This is a genomic window from Yoonia sp., from assembly GCF_036007805.1.
GTDB lineage: Bacteria > Pseudomonadota > Alphaproteobacteria > Rhodobacterales > Rhodobacteraceae > Yoonia.
In genome coordinates, this window is the sequence record NZ_DASYOK010000239.1 from 1 (window position 1) to 12807 (window position 12807).

General features: G+C 58.8%; 16 protein-coding genes and 1 tRNA gene. 7 read left to right on the forward strand and 10 right to left on the reverse strand.

The features are described 5' to 3' along the window. Positions 1–22: 22 nt before the first annotated feature. Positions 23–223, forward strand: a complete 201-nt coding sequence (locus VGP75_RS13075; RefSeq protein WP_327544092.1) for a hypothetical protein — start codon at positions 23–25, stop codon at positions 221–223. A gap of 33 nt (positions 224–256) precedes the next feature. On the opposite strand, the gene VGP75_RS13080 is transcribed toward VGP75_RS13075, so the two are convergent. From VGP75_RS13080 to VGP75_RS13115, 8 genes are all read right to left on the reverse strand, one after another. Beyond that, positions 257–1339, reverse strand: a complete 1083-nt coding sequence (locus tag VGP75_RS13080) for a 2'-deoxycytidine 5'-triphosphate deaminase (protein WP_327544093.1) — start codon at positions 1337–1339, stop codon at positions 257–259. A 62-nt stretch (positions 1340–1401) separates the two neighbouring features. Next, positions 1402–1478: transfer RNA gene (locus VGP75_RS13085), tRNA-Pro, on the reverse strand. A gap of 54 nt (positions 1479–1532) precedes the next feature. Continuing rightward, the gene (locus VGP75_RS13090) at positions 1533–2111 is read right to left on the reverse strand and encodes a MerR family transcriptional regulator (RefSeq protein WP_327544094.1); all 579 of its coding nucleotides are present in this window, start codon (positions 2109–2111) and stop codon (positions 1533–1535) included. 3 nt (positions 2112–2114) lie between these two features. Next, positions 2115–2417 carry an integration host factor subunit alpha gene (ihfA, locus tag VGP75_RS13095; RefSeq protein ID WP_110278644.1) on the reverse strand — a complete coding sequence of 101 codons (303 nt, stop codon included), beginning with the start codon at positions 2415–2417 and terminating at the stop codon, positions 2115–2117. Between the two features lie 100 nt (positions 2418–2517). Next, positions 2518–3489 carry a beta-ketoacyl-ACP synthase III gene (locus tag VGP75_RS13100; RefSeq protein WP_327544095.1) on the reverse strand — a complete coding sequence of 324 codons (972 nt, stop codon included), beginning with the start codon at positions 3487–3489 and terminating at the stop codon, positions 2518–2520. Between the two features lie 2 nt (positions 3490–3491). Further along, the gene (gene plsX, locus VGP75_RS13105) at positions 3492–4616 is read right to left on the reverse strand and encodes a phosphate acyltransferase PlsX (protein ID WP_327544096.1); all 1125 of its coding nucleotides are present in this window, start codon (positions 4614–4616) and stop codon (positions 3492–3494) included. A gap of 22 nt (positions 4617–4638) precedes the next feature. Continuing rightward, positions 4639–4845: a 50S ribosomal protein L32 gene (gene rpmF / locus VGP75_RS13110; protein WP_327544097.1), complete on the reverse strand. Its 207-nt coding sequence runs from the start codon at positions 4843–4845 to the stop codon at positions 4639–4641. 161 nt (positions 4846–5006) lie between these two features. Further along, positions 5007–5555 carry a YceD family protein gene (locus VGP75_RS13115; RefSeq protein WP_327544098.1) on the reverse strand — a complete coding sequence of 183 codons (549 nt, stop codon included), beginning with the start codon at positions 5553–5555 and terminating at the stop codon, positions 5007–5009. Positions 5556–5639: 84 nt separating this feature from the next. Here VGP75_RS13115 and VGP75_RS13120 point away from each other — a divergent pair, with 84 nt between their 5' ends. Then, positions 5640–6116 (forward strand): outer membrane protein assembly factor BamE, encoded by a 477-nt coding sequence (locus VGP75_RS13120; RefSeq protein WP_327544099.1) that lies wholly within the window; start codon positions 5640–5642, stop codon positions 6114–6116. A 38-nt stretch (positions 6117–6154) separates the two neighbouring features. Here VGP75_RS13120 and msrB read toward each other — a convergent pair whose 3' ends face one another. Further along, the gene (msrB, locus tag VGP75_RS13125; RefSeq protein WP_327544100.1) at positions 6155–6547 is read right to left on the reverse strand and encodes a peptide-methionine (R)-S-oxide reductase MsrB; all 393 of its coding nucleotides are present in this window, start codon (positions 6545–6547) and stop codon (positions 6155–6157) included. 73 nt (positions 6548–6620) lie between these two features. Here msrB and VGP75_RS13130 point away from each other — a divergent pair, with 73 nt between their 5' ends. Together VGP75_RS13130 and VGP75_RS13135 are read left to right on the forward strand one after the other, a co-directional pair. Next, positions 6621–7349, forward strand: coding sequence for a GNAT family N-acetyltransferase (locus VGP75_RS13130; protein ID WP_327544101.1), 729 nt, complete (start codon positions 6621–6623; stop codon positions 7347–7349). 9 nt (positions 7350–7358) lie between these two features. After that, the gene (locus VGP75_RS13135; RefSeq protein WP_327544102.1) at positions 7359–9164 is read left to right on the forward strand and encodes an ABC-F family ATP-binding cassette domain-containing protein; all 1806 of its coding nucleotides are present in this window, start codon (positions 7359–7361) and stop codon (positions 9162–9164) included. Here VGP75_RS13135 and mazG read toward each other — a convergent pair. Continuing rightward, positions 9161–9985 (reverse strand): nucleoside triphosphate pyrophosphohydrolase, encoded by an 825-nt coding sequence (gene mazG, locus VGP75_RS13140; protein WP_327544103.1) that lies wholly within the window; start codon positions 9983–9985, stop codon positions 9161–9163. The genes VGP75_RS13135 and mazG overlap by 4 nt on opposite strands. A gap of 63 nt (positions 9986–10048) precedes the next feature. On the opposite strand from mazG, the gene VGP75_RS13145 reads away from it, so the two are divergent. From VGP75_RS13145 to VGP75_RS13155, 3 genes are all read left to right on the forward strand, one after another. Beyond that, entirely contained in the window at positions 10049–11206 is a 1158-nt protein-coding gene (locus tag VGP75_RS13145; RefSeq protein ID WP_327544104.1) for a M20 aminoacylase family protein, read from the forward strand. A 67-nt stretch (positions 11207–11273) separates the two neighbouring features. After that, entirely contained in the window at positions 11274–12242 is a 969-nt protein-coding gene (speB, locus tag VGP75_RS13150) for an agmatinase (protein ID WP_327544105.1), read from the forward strand. Continuing rightward, a partial coding sequence (locus VGP75_RS13155; RefSeq protein WP_327544106.1) for an arginase family protein occupies positions 12242–12807 on the forward strand: 566 nt, incomplete at its 3' end. The genes speB and VGP75_RS13155, both read left to right, overlap by 1 nt.

Genomic DNA, 12807 nt, shown 5'->3' on the forward strand with positions numbered 1-12807 from the left:
GCGCAGAGATAGGGAGACGCAGATGAACGTGAATCAATTGATCAATATGGGCATGCGGATTTTGATGCGCAAAGGCATGAGCAAAGGCATGGCGCTGATGGCGAACAAAGGCAAGCGACCCGAGGACATGACACCGGAAGAACGCGCGCAGGCCAAGAACGCACAGCAGACCGCGCAAAAGGCGCAACGCGGGCTCAATGCCGCACGGCGGTTTATGCGCTAGCACGAGGTCCCGGATGAGGTCCGGGACTGCGTATTACTTTGATTGAAAGTGCTTGGAGAGTTTCAGGCCCTGTCCCTGATAGTTCGATTTGATGTCGCGCCCGTAAAGCGCGGCTGGCAGAGCTGACATGTGCTCGTAAACCAGCCGGCCCACGACCTGCCCATGTTCCAGTACAAATGGCGCTTCGTGACAGCGCACCTCCAGCACACCGCGCGAGCCTGCGCCACCTGCCTCGGCATAGCCGAAACCGGGATCGAAGAACCCCGCGTAATGCACGCGGAACTCTCCGACCATCGCCAGATAAGGCGCCATTTCGGCGGCCTGCATCGGCGGGATCACAATCGCCTCGCGGCTGACCAGAATATAGAAGGCACCGGGGTCAAGGATGATCCAGCCGTCCTTGGTATGCACCTCTTCCCAAAACTCGGTCGGGTCATAGTGGTTCAGTTTCGCCAGATCCACGACACCCGTATGCGGTTTGGCACGGTAGCCGACCAAGGTGCCGCTCTCGGGCCGCAGGTCGACCGAAAAGCCCAAGCCATCCGAGATGACAGGCTCGCCCGAAACGATGGGTGTTTGCGCGTGAAGGGCGCGCAGATCATCGTCTGACATCAGGGTCTTGCCCTGCCGGAAGATGATCTGGTTCAGCATCTGCCCGGGCTGGGCTACGACGGAAAAAGAACGGGGGCAGATTTCCACGTAAAGCGGCCCGTCATAGCCCTCTGGCACGCGGTCGAATTCGACACCGTAATCGGTGATGATGCGTGTCAGAAGATCCAGCCGCCCGATCGAGGATTTTGCACTGGCCGCACCAGTCATGCCTTTGGGCAGGCGCAAACGCTCCATCAGGGGGACGACGTAGACGCAGCCTTTCTCCAGTACGGCACCGCCGGTCAGGTCCACAGCATGCATCTGAAAGTCGCCAAGGCGATCTTTCACAGTGCGTTGCCGCCCTGCCAGAAACGACGCACGTACGCGGTAAGCTGTGCTGCCCAGACGCAGATCAAGCGAGGCGGGCTGGATTTGGCCGGGCGCGATCGGGGTGTTGGCCGTGATGTCACCGGATGCGATCATATCGCGGATTTGATGGTCGGCGAGGACACCAGCCTTTGTCATGTCGTCTTCCCTCTTGATACCAAAACGCCCGCCGTGCTTGCACACAGACGGGCGGTTATGATTGGTCGGGCTAGCAGGACTCGAACCTGCGACCTTCCGTCCCCCAGACGGACGCGCTACCAGGCTGCGCTATAGCCCGACTGTGGGCGTTCATACCCCAAACTGATCCAAGGGCAAGCCCGAAAAACATCTCTTAGCCATGCATCCGTGCACGAATGTCTTCCAGCCGCGCGAGCAATGGGGCGATCTGTGCGGCACGAGCCCGCAGCGCGTTTGAATCGGCCGGCGCGCGCCCGATCAGCCGCGGCATGGCGGCGGGCAGGGTTGTTGGGGGCAACGGCAGGTCGATGGTAAACGCCGGTGTCGTCGGCGCCACGGACAGGGCGTCTTGTGCTGGCGCAGGTATGGGCTCTGCCGGCGCTGGCGGAGCTGTCACCGGTGCTGGCGTTGGTGCGACGTCAATTTGCGCCGCATCTTCGGCTGCGTCCGCCTGTGCCGTCATCGACGGCCCGAGGCTCGCAACATATTTCACGCCTTTTTCACGCAGCAGTTTTTGCGTGCCTTTGATCGTCAGGCCATCAACATGCAGAAGCTGTTTGATCCCGCCGAGCAGTTCCATATCCGCAGGGCGGTAATATCGGCGGCCACCGGCCCCTTTGACAGGCTTGATCTGACTGAACTTGCTTTCCCAAAACCGCAGCACATGTGTGGGCGTGTCCAACCATTCAGCGACTTCACTGATCGTGCGGAAAGCGTCTTTGGCTTTGGCCATGACCTAGCGCTTGTTTCCGTCTGCCACGCGATCTTTCATCAGATGCGAGGGGCGGAATGTCAAAACACGGCGAGGGTGGATCGGCACCTCTTCGCCCGTTTTGGGATTGCGACCAACGCGGGCCGCTTTATCGCGGACCGAGAATGTCCCGAATGAGGAAATCTTGACTGTTTCACCGTTAACAAGGCTGTCAGACACATGTGTCAGGACGCTCTCAACCAGATCAGCGCTGTCGTTGCGCGAAAGTCCGACCTGACTGTGCACTGCATCTGCCAAATCCATTCGCGTCAAAGTCTTGTCGGCCATCGTCTGAACCCCTCACAATTTCAAAGAGCATAGGCCCAGCGTATTTTCAGAGTCAATAACAACGGCTTGGCAAGCACAGTGAACAGCGTGTTTCCGGCCTTTACCAGCGGATGATGACCGCACCCCAGGCCAATCCGCCGCCAATTGCCTCGGTCACAAGCAGATCACCCTGTTTGATTTGTCCGTTCTGCACCCCAACCGAAAGGGCAAGGGGAATCGATGCAGCGGAGGTATTGCCGTGGTCCTGCACAGTCACGATCACCCGGTCCATGCCCACCCCCAGCTTTTTCGCGGTGGACTGGATGATCCGGATATTCGCCTGATGCGGCACGACCCAGTCGATGTCATCAGCACCAAGGCCTACCTTTTCCAGCGCGGTATCGGCCGTTTGCGCCAGTTTCTCGACTGCATGTCTGAAAAGCTCGCTGCCTTTCATCCGCAACATGCCCGAGTTCTGCGTCGATACGCCGCCGTCGACATAGAGCAGGTCTTTATAGCGCCCGTCGGAATTCAGATCCACCGACAGGATCCCGCGATCGGTGGTGTCACCGGTCCCTTCCTCGGCCTCAAGGATCAGCGCACCCGCACCATCCCCGAAAAGCACACAGGTCGCGCGGTCGGTCCAGTCCATGATCCTGCTGAAGGTTTCGGCCCCGATCACAAGGACACGGTCTGCCTGACCCGAGACAATCAGCGCATTGGCGTTGGACAAGGCATAAACAAATCCGGCACAAACCGCTTGGACATCAAAGGCATAGCCCTTTGTGTTGCCAATGGCGTTTTGCACCATTGTGGCGGCCGAGGGGAATGTCAGATCAGCGGTTGATGTGGCCAGAACGATGGCGTCGATATCGTTCCCGTCCATATCCGCCATGGCAAGTGCCGCCTTGGCGGCTTTGATTGCAAGATCGGATGTGGTTTCGCCTTCGGCGGCGAAATGGCGGCGTTCAATCCCGGAACGGGTTTTTATCCATTCGTCCGAAGTATCGAGTGTCGCTTCGAATTCAGCGTTCAGAACCACGCGTTCGGGCAGGTAATGACCAACCCCTTTAACCACTGCGCGACGCACCATTTTTATTTGCCCGTTTTTGTCTTGGAACCGTCGGTTCCGCTTGCCGTGCTGGCATCTTGGGCAAGCGACGCAGCGGACGCAACCCTTGCCGCGAGTTTATCTGAAAAACCGCTCTCTGCGAGCCGGTAGGCAAGGTGCAGGGCCGCCGCAACACCCGTTTCATCCGCAGAGCCATGGCTTTTGATCACCGTCTGGTTGAGTCCCAGAAAAACGCCGCCATTCACGCGCCGGGGATCAATCCGTTTGCGCAGTCGACGCAAAGAACCACCCGCGAGCAATGCGCCAAACATAGACCACGGGTTTTTCATCAAGGCACTGCGCAGCAGATCACTGATCAGCGTGGCGGTGCCTTCACCTGTTTTCAAAGCGACGTTGCCGGTGAACCCGTCGGTGACAACCACGTCAACTTTGTCCGAAGGCAGATCACCGCCTTCGACGAATCCAACATAGTCAAAATCGCCAATTATTGCAGCGTTCCCAATAAGTTCATGGGCAACCTTCAACTCGGCGCGGCCTTTGTGCTCTTCGGTGCCGACATTCAAAAGCCCCACGCGCGGACGCGCGATATCCAGACCATTGCGCGCGTAGGAGGCCCCCATGAGTGCATAAGTTAAAAGGTCGTCCTGGTCGGCGCGGATGTCCGCACCCGCATCCAGCATCACATTGAACCCAGATGGATTGCGTGACGGCCACAGGCAGGCGATGGCGGGGCGATTGACGCCCTCGGCCTTGCGCAAGCGCAGCATGGACATCGCCATCAGACCGCCTGTGTTGCCGCAACTGACCGCAACGGCGGCTTCACGGTTGCGTACAGCCTCGATCGCCGACCACATGGAGGTGTTTTTACCATGGCGCAGAACATGGCTGGGCTTGTCGGTCATCATCACCACGTCAGCGGCATCATGGATCGTCACGCGATCAGCGATACCGTGCTTGTCGACAAGTGGGGTCAGCTCTTGCATAGGCCCGTGCAAAATGGCCAAAGCGCCGGGTTGCTTGCCCAGAAACTTGGCAAGGCCCGCAACAACAGTTGCAGGCCCTTTGTCGCCGCCCATGGCGTCAACGGAAAGCACTTGGCTGGCAGCATGCCCCGGCGTCGGAGCGGTGTCCGTCTGGGGTGTTGTCATGCTACTTTGCCTTTGCGTGACGTTATGCAGCGTCGTCTTCGAGATCGATTTCCGTGGTGTTTGCGATCACTTCGCGTGTCGCATAGTGGCCACAGGAAGGGCATACGTGGTGTGGGCGCTTCAGCTCGCCACAGTTGTCACACTCGTTCGGGTTCGCCGCTACGAGAGAGTCGTGTGCACGCCGGTTGTTGCGACGGGATTTGGATACTTTATTCTGCTGGACAGCCATGTCTCAACCCTATGGTTTAAAGGGCCGCGGCCCTGATTTCTGTGCGTCTGCGCGGGGTCCTACGCCATTGCGGCCGCCCTGTCGAGACACGATGTCAAAGAGGCCGCGAACATACTGCGATTCCTCTATAGTGCAACCCTTTTTCGCCAAAGGCAGCAGCACTATTTTTCTTCTTTCTTTTCAAGACTTTCCCGCAAAGCACCAAGGCCTGCAAAGGGCTTGGCATCATCGTCAGTCATCGGGGTTTCGCCCGGTTCGGTGAAAACGGCATCAGTTAACGCGGCATCCTCTTTACGCGGATAAAGCGGCAAAGCCAGCGCCAGCGCCTCGATCATCACCTGCGCAAGGTCAAGCGTTTCGGGCAATGCCTCAACCGTGTCGTCCACCGGCATTTCGATCTCGGTCGCTTCAATCTCGGGCAGTTCGGCCAAGTAATGCCGCACAAGCGGTTCATCAATCCGCGTGGTGACAGGATCAAGCGTGACGACGCAGGATTGCACCACTGTAGCACCCAGTTCAGCCTTCAAAACCCAGTCTTTGCGGTCATGCGGTGTCAATGTCCCTGCAAAGCGCAGTTTCTTGATCCCGACAATGCCGAGTTCCTCTGCAATCGCCGCGCGTTCCTGTGGCGTCGGCACCAGTTCAAAGGGTGTTGGTTTGCGCGTTGCCAGATCAGCCAAACGCAGATGTGACATGGGTATGTTGGTCATAACTGCTTTCGATTCTTGAACAGGGGCGGGGTGTACTGTATCGGGGATAAAAGGCGCACGGCGCCAAGGCAAGAGGCGACAGGTATGAGTGCGATGACAGGTAAACTGCGCAAAACAATCAAGGCCGCAGGATTCGTGTCTGTGTTTGCAATCGTGGCCGGCTGTAGCCCGATGGATCGCTATCACGGCTTCATCCCGCCTGCAGAAGAGCTTGCGACAGTGAATGTCGGCAGCACAACCAAGGACGAGGTGATCGCCCTTTTCGGCCCGCCTGTGTCTGACCGCGCCTTGCAGAACAACACGATCTACTATGCCTCCAGCCAGTTCGAAGTTTTCGGACCCTTCGCACCAGAAGAGGTGGACCGGCAGGTTTTGGCGATTGATTTTGACGCGGGCGACCGCGTGCGCAACATTTCGCGCTACACGCTCGAAGATGGCCGCGTGGTGGTGCTTGACCGTCGGGTCACGGAGGATGGCATCAACGACGTTACCTTCCTGAGCCAGCTGTTGGGATCGTTTGGCCGGATTGATGCCGGTCAGTTCTTGGGTGACGAGCCGTAAGGCAAGGAGCGGACCAAGGAAACGGTGCCCGCAAGTGCCTATTCTTCAGGTTCAAATTCCAGCGCGACCCCGTTGATGCAATAGCGCAGACCGGTCGGCTGTGGTCCGTCGGGGAACACATGGCCCAGATGCGCGTCGCAGCGGTTACAATGCACCTCTGTGCGCTTCATGAAAAAGCTGCGGTCGACGCTCTCGCCCACCATTTCGGAATCAATGGGTTGATAGAACGAAGGCCAGCCTGTGCCGCTTTCGAATTTGGCCGACTGTTCAAAGAGCGGCGCACCACAGCAAACGCACATGTAAGTGCCCGGTTCTTTCGGGAAATCCTCATGCGTGCCGGCGCGTTCCGTGCCATGCTTGCGCGTGACCTTATAGGCCATATCCGAAAGTTGCGCGCGCCATTCGGCATCAGATTTGACGACTTTGTCCATGGTTTCCCCGTTCCTTTCGTAACTTCTATCGTTAACTTAGGTCTGCAACGGCAGTTCGCCAAGGTAGGCCAAGATGACAATTTCGTTTCAGGACGGACGCTATGCGGCACGGTTGGCCAGAACCGATGCTGATCTCATTGCCTGTCAACGCCTGCGGCATCAGTGCTTTTTTGGCGGCGCGGGGCAGGACCGCGATGCCTATGATCCGATCTGCGGCCATGTGATGGTCGAGGATCAGGCGGGCCGACTGGTGGCAACCGCACGCCTGCTTGAAATCGCGTCAGGGGCCGAGATCGGCAAGTGCTATGCAGCGGGGTGTTATGACCTGTCCGGCCTTGCGACCTGCGACGCCCCGATGATTGAGGTTGGCCGCTTTTGTATTGCCGCTGATGCGCGTGACGCCGATGTTCTGCGCGTTGCGTGGGGGGCGTTCACGGGTTTGGTGGATGCGCGCGGTATCGCGTTTCTTTTCGGCTGTACCAGTTTTGCAGGCACCGATCCTGTGCCATACGGGCAGGCCTTTCAACGGCTTGCGGCACGGCATTTGGGGCCCGACACCCTGCGCCCGCGACCAAAGGCCGCCGAGGTTGTGCGCTTTGCCGATATCCCGCCTGAAGGCGCCATTCCGATGCCGCCGCTTTTACGCACTTATCTGGCGATGGGCGGCTGGGTCTGCGACCACGCGGTGATCGACCGGCACATGCAAACCTTGCATGTTTTTACCTGTCTTGAGGTCGCGTCGGTGCCGCCTGCACGTGCCGCTGCACTGAGAGCCCTTGCGCAGACTGCATCTCTGCCATAGCAGGCGGATATGGCAAGAGCACCCTTACTCCAACTCTCTGAAATCGCGCTGACCTTCGGCGGCGATCCTATATTCGAAGACCTGTCATTGGTCGTCCAACCCGGTGACCGTGTGGCGCTGGTGGGGCGCAACGGGTCGGGCAAATCGACCTTGATGAAAGTCATGGCTGGGTTGGTCCTGCCTGACAGCGGTGCGCGCGTTGCTGCCCCCGGTGTGCAGGTGGGCTATATGGAGCAGGACCCCACGATGGCGGGTTTTGCGACACTTGGAGATTATGCCGCCAGCGGGCTGGACATTGATGAGGCCTATAAGGTTGACATGGTGGCCGAGGGGCTGAAATTCGATCCTGCGGGTGATGTGAACACGGCATCGGGCGGAGAGCGCAGACGCGCCGCGCTGGCCAAGCTGATGGCCGAAGCGCCCGAATTGATGCTGCTGGACGAGCCGACAAACCACCTTGATATCGAAGCAATTGCCTGGCTTGAAAATGAACTCAAAACCACCCGAGCCGGTTTTGTACTGATCAGCCACGACCGTGCGTTTCTGCGCGCGTTGACACGTGCGACGCTCTGGATTGATCGCGGGCAGGTGCGCCGTGCCGAAGAGGGATTCGAGAATTTCGAGGCATGGCGCGACAAGATCTGGGAAGAAGAAGACCAGCAGCGCCATAAGCTGAACCGCAAGATCAAGGCCGAGGCGCGTTGGGCGGTGGAAGGCATTTCCGCCCGCCGCAAGCGCAACCAGGGCCGCGTGCGGGCCTTGCAGGAACTGCGCGCCGAACGTGCCGCCCAGATCACACGGCAAGGTACGGCAGCGATGGCTTTTGATGGTGGGTCGACCTCTGGCAAAAAAGTGGTTGAGGCTTTCGGGTTAAGCAAAGCTTTTGACGGCAAAAACATCGTGCGCAATTTCGATCTGACGGTGCAACGCGGCGACCGGATTGCCTTTGTGGGGCCGAATGGCGTGGGTAAAACCACGCTGATCAAGATGTTGCTGGGGCAAGTGGAACCGGACGCAGGGTCGATCAAGCTGGGCACCAACCTTGATATCGCGGTGTTTGATCAAACGCGTGCGGCGCTGAACGAAGATATGACGCTGTGGGAAAATCTGGCCAATGACCCCGAATTGGGGGTTTCAGGCAAATCTGACCAGATCATGGTGCGTGGCACGCCCAAACATGTGGTGGGTTACCTCAAGGAATTCCTGTTCAACGAAGCACAAGCGCGCGCGCCTGTGCGGTCATTGTCAGGTGGTGAAAAGGCGCGGCTCTTGCTGGCGCGGCTGATGGCGCGGGAAAGCAATCTGCTGATCCTCGACGAACCGACCAACGATCTGGATATCGAGACGCTTGATCTGTTGCAGGATATCCTGGGCGATTACGAAGGCACGGTACTTCTCGTCAGTCACGACCGTGACTTTCTCGACCGTGTGGCAACCACGACGATTGCCATGGAAGGCAATGGCGAGGCGGTGGTCTATGCGGGCGGCTGGACGGATTATCGCGCGCAACGTGGTGGTGATTTCACCGAGGCCAAGCAGGCCAGCAAGCCTTTGGCCAAGAAGGAAAAAGAAACGCCGAAGAAGGCCAGCGCGGGGCTGTCGTTCACCGAAAAGCACCGTCTCGAAGAACTGCCAGGCGTCATCGACAAGCTGACCGCCGAGATCGCAAAGCTTGAGGAGTTACTGGCTGATCCAGAGTTGTTCACCAAGCAGCCTGTGAAGTTTCAAAAAGCCACTGACGCATTGGTCGCGCGACAGTCCGCGTTGCAGGATGCCGAAGAGGAATGGTTGATGCTGGAAGAAAAGGCGGGCTAGGTTTTCGCCCGTTTCTCGGCAGCTTTGACCTGATCCCAAAGCGCATCCATTTCGGCCAGATTACTGTCAGCGGGTGTCTTGCCCATTGCTTTCAATGCATCTTCCACCGCCGCGAACCGCCGCGTGAATTTGGCGTTGGTGGCGCGCAGGGCCATTTCGGGGTCGATATCAAGATGACGGGCCAGATTGGCCACCACAAACAGCAGATCGCCGAATTCTTCTTCGACCTCTGTGCGGCTGAGCGTATCACGCGCCTCGACCAGCTCACCTGCTTCCTCGATGATCTTGTCAATCACGTGGTTTGTGTCGGGCCAGTCAAACCCCACACGGGCTGCACGTTTTTGCAGTTTCACGGCGCGGGTCAGCGCAGGCAGGCCTATGGCGACACCGTCCAGCGTGCGCGTCTGCGCTTTGCCTGCACGTTCGGCTGCTTTGATCTTTTCCCAGTCGGCGGTTTGTTGTTCTGCGGATTTATCGCGGGATTCGTCGCCGAAAACATGCGGGTGGCGCGCGACCATCTTGTCGGCAATCGCTTTGACCACGCTGTCAAAGGTGAAATGCCCCGCCTCTGACCCCATCTGCGTGTGATAGACGGTTTGCAGCAACAGATCGCCCAATTCGCCTTCAAGCTCGGCCCAATCAGCGCGGGCGATGGCGTCGGCGACCTCATAGGCTTCCTCAATCGTGTAGGGCGCGATCGAGGTGAAATCCTGTTCGATATCCCATGGGCAGCCCGTCGCGGGATCACGCAGGCGGCGCATGATTTCCAGCAGACGCGGCATTCCGCCGTCGGGATCATGGATCAGGGTGTCATCGGGCATTGCACAGGGCCTCTTGTTGGGGTCAAGTGGCACCGTAAGAGCAGATTTGCCGGAGCACCAGACATGCCAGTGATTAACCGTATCGCCGATTTTGCGGAGGATATGACCGCGTGGCGCAGGCATCTGCACCAGTATCCCGAGTTGGGGTTTGAATGCCATGAAACGGCGGCCTTTGTGGTTGAAAAGCTGCGCAGCTTTGGGGTGGACGAGATCCACGAGGGGATCGCGACGACTGGTGTGGTGGCGATTATCAATGGCAAGGCTGCGGGGCCAACGATTGGCTTGCGCGCCGACATGGATGCGCTGCCCATGCAGGAGGAAACGGGGTTGGCCTATGCCTCGAAGGTGGCGGGCAGGATGCATGCCTGCGGCCATGACGGGCATACCACGATGCTGTTGGGGGCCGCTCGTTATCTGGCGGAAACGCGCAATTTCGCGGGGCGCGTTGCGCTGATCTTCCAGCCTGCCGAAGAGAATGGCGGGGGCGGCGAGGTCATGGTCAGGGAAGGTATTCTTGAGCGGTTTGATATCACCGAGGTCTATGCCCTGCATAGTGGCCCGGGCGATGCGGTGGGGGCCTTCTACACCACGCCGGGGCCGATTATGGCCGCTGTCGATAGCTTCCATATTCATATCACAGGGAGAGGCGGGCACGGGGCCTACCCTTATGAAACCGCCGATCCGGTGGTTGCGGCTGTGGGGATGGTCAATGCGATCCAGACGATTGTGAGCCGCAACCATGTGCCTTTCGAGGATCTGGTCGTCTCGGTCACGCAAATTCATACGGGATCAGCCGATAACATCGTGCCCGAGAAAGCCTATATCAACGGCACAGTCCGCACGATGGCAAAATCGGTGCAGGACATGGTGGAAAAGCGGCTGACCGAGATCGTGGCGGGCCATGCGGCGGCTTACGGTGTGCAGGCCGAGGTGATTTACGAACGCGGCTATCCTGCGACGATCAATGACCCTGAAAAGACCGCCTTTGCCGCCGCTGTCGCGCGGGAAATCTCGCCGGATGTAGATGATGCCCGCCAATATGACATGGGGGCAGAGGATTTTTCGTATTTCCTTGAAAAACGCCCCGGGGCCTATGTTTATGTCGGTAACGGCGACAGCGCGGGTTTGCATCACCCCAAATATGATTTTGCCGATGAGGCGGCCCCTGTGGGGGCGTCCTATTTCGCGCGGTTGGTCGAGCGGGCTTTGGCAGGGGCCTGAGGCGTGCGGTGCGGGGGCCGGAGCCTCCGGCGGAAGTTTGATTGGACATGGAAAATGAGGTGGCGCGGTGACACTTGATAAAGCGAAAGAGGCGGTGGACGGGGCGTTTACGGCCACCGACCGGCGCGGATTGGCCTATGAGAACGCTTTTGGTGGGGCCACGTCGTTCTTGCGCAGGATGTACACCAAGGATCTGACGGGCTTTGATCTGGCGGTCACGGGTGTGCCGTTCGATCAGGCCGTCACCCATCGCCCCGGCACGCGGTTTGGACCGCGCGCGATCCGCGAGGCGTCAAGCCTGCAACCCTATGACCCGCCTTACGGGTGGGACGGGTTTGATCCGCTGGGGGAATTTGCCATCGCGGACTATGGCGATATGGCCTTTGATTATGCCAATGTGGCCGGTGTGCCTGCTTTGGTTGAGGCGCATATCGCAGGGATATTGGCACAGGGCTGTGGCACGGTGACTTTGGGCGGTGATCACTTTATCACCTTACCGATCCTGCGTGCTTACGCTGAAAAATACGGTCAGATGTCGGTGGTACAATTTGATGCCCATTCCGATCTTTGGCCTGATGACGATATGGCCCGCATTGATCACGGCACGATGATGTATAAGGCCGTGAAGCTGGGTTTGGTGGATGTGACGCGGTCGATCCAGATCGGGATTCGGACGGAATGCGCAGACTATCTCGGGATGCCATATATTGACGCCCGCACGTGCCACGAAAAGGGCAGCGCTTGGGTGGCCGAAGAGATCAGGGCGCGGGTGGGCGATCAACCGACCTATGTGACCTTTGACATCGACGCACTTGATCCGGCCTTTGCGCCGGGCACCGGTACACCTGTCTGGGGTGGTCTTGCATCCTGGCAGGCTGCCGCGATCCTGCGGGATCTGGCGGGGATCAATATGGTGGGGGGCGATATTGTCGAGGTGTCGCCGCCTTATGATACCACAGGCGCCACTGCGATTGCAGGGGCGCATGTGGCGATGGAGCTTTGCTGTCTTTCACTCTGGAACAAAAGGAAAAAATGATGCCAAACCAACCGATTTCGGGAAATGATCTGGCGCGGTTTTCCGGGCCGCAAACCTTTATGCGTCTGCCCGAGGCGGCCAGCGCAAGCGGCCTTGATGTGGGGTTTATCGGCATCCCGATGGATATTGGCACGTCATGGCGGTCGGGCACACGCACGGGGCCCAAGCAATTGCGCGAGCAATCGGCGATGATCCGCCCTTACAACATCCAGACAGGCGCGGCCCCCTTTGATGCGCTGCAATGTGCGGACCTTGGGGATGTGGCGATCAATACGTTCTCATTGAGTGAGAGTATTCGCATTATTACAGAGAGTTACAACGCACACCTAAAGCATGACGTCATCCCGATGACGCTGGGCGGTGATCATACGCTGACCCTGCCTGTGCTGCGTGCAGTGGCGGCGAAACACGGGCCTGTGGCGCTCGTGCATGTGGACGCCCATGCCGATGTGAACGACGAAATGTTCGGCGAGCGCGAGACCCATGGTACGGTGTTTCGCCGCGCCTATGAGGAAGGGCTGATTACCGCCAACAAGGTGTTCCAGATCGGGCTGCGGGGTACGGG

What these genes read in the sequence shown, in the direction of transcription:
- VGP75_RS13115 (WP_327544098.1), bottom strand. Translation starts at nt 5,555, where the DNA reads ATGACCAACATACCCATGTCACATCTGCGTTTGGCTGATCTGGCAACG.
- VGP75_RS13100 (WP_327544095.1), bottom strand. Translation starts at nt 3,489, where the DNA reads ATGGTGCGTCGCGCAGTGGTTAAAGGGGTTGGTCATTACCTGCCCGAA.
- VGP75_RS13145 (WP_327544104.1), top strand. Translation starts at nt 10,049, where the DNA reads ATGCCAGTGATTAACCGTATCGCCGATTTTGCGGAGGATATGACCGCG.
- ihfA (WP_110278644.1), bottom strand. Translation starts at nt 2,417, where the DNA reads ATGGCCGACAAGACTTTGACGCGAATGGATTTGGCAGATGCAGTGCAC.
- VGP75_RS13120 (WP_327544099.1), top strand. Translation starts at nt 5,640, where the DNA reads ATGAGTGCGATGACAGGTAAACTGCGCAAAACAATCAAGGCCGCAGGA.
- plsX (WP_327544096.1), bottom strand. Translation starts at nt 4,616, where the DNA reads ATGACAACACCCCAGACGGACACCGCTCCGACGCCGGGGCATGCTGCC.
- msrB (WP_327544100.1), bottom strand. Translation starts at nt 6,547, where the DNA reads ATGGACAAAGTCGTCAAATCTGATGCCGAATGGCGCGCGCAACTTTCG.
- VGP75_RS13090 (WP_327544094.1), bottom strand. Translation starts at nt 2,111, where the DNA reads ATGGCCAAAGCCAAAGACGCTTTCCGCACGATCAGTGAAGTCGCTGAA.
- rpmF (WP_327544097.1), bottom strand. Translation starts at nt 4,845, where the DNA reads ATGGCTGTCCAGCAGAATAAAGTATCCAAATCCCGTCGCAACAACCGG.
- VGP75_RS13135 (WP_327544102.1), top strand. Translation starts at nt 7,359, where the DNA reads ATGGCAAGAGCACCCTTACTCCAACTCTCTGAAATCGCGCTGACCTTC.
- mazG (WP_327544103.1), bottom strand. Translation starts at nt 9,985, where the DNA reads ATGCCCGATGACACCCTGATCCATGATCCCGACGGCGGAATGCCGCGT.
- VGP75_RS13075 (WP_327544092.1), top strand. Translation starts at nt 23, where the DNA reads ATGAACGTGAATCAATTGATCAATATGGGCATGCGGATTTTGATGCGC.
- VGP75_RS13130 (WP_327544101.1), top strand. Translation starts at nt 6,621, where the DNA reads ATGACAATTTCGTTTCAGGACGGACGCTATGCGGCACGGTTGGCCAGA.
- VGP75_RS13080 (WP_327544093.1), bottom strand. Translation starts at nt 1,339, where the DNA reads ATGACAAAGGCTGGTGTCCTCGCCGACCATCAAATCCGCGATATGATC.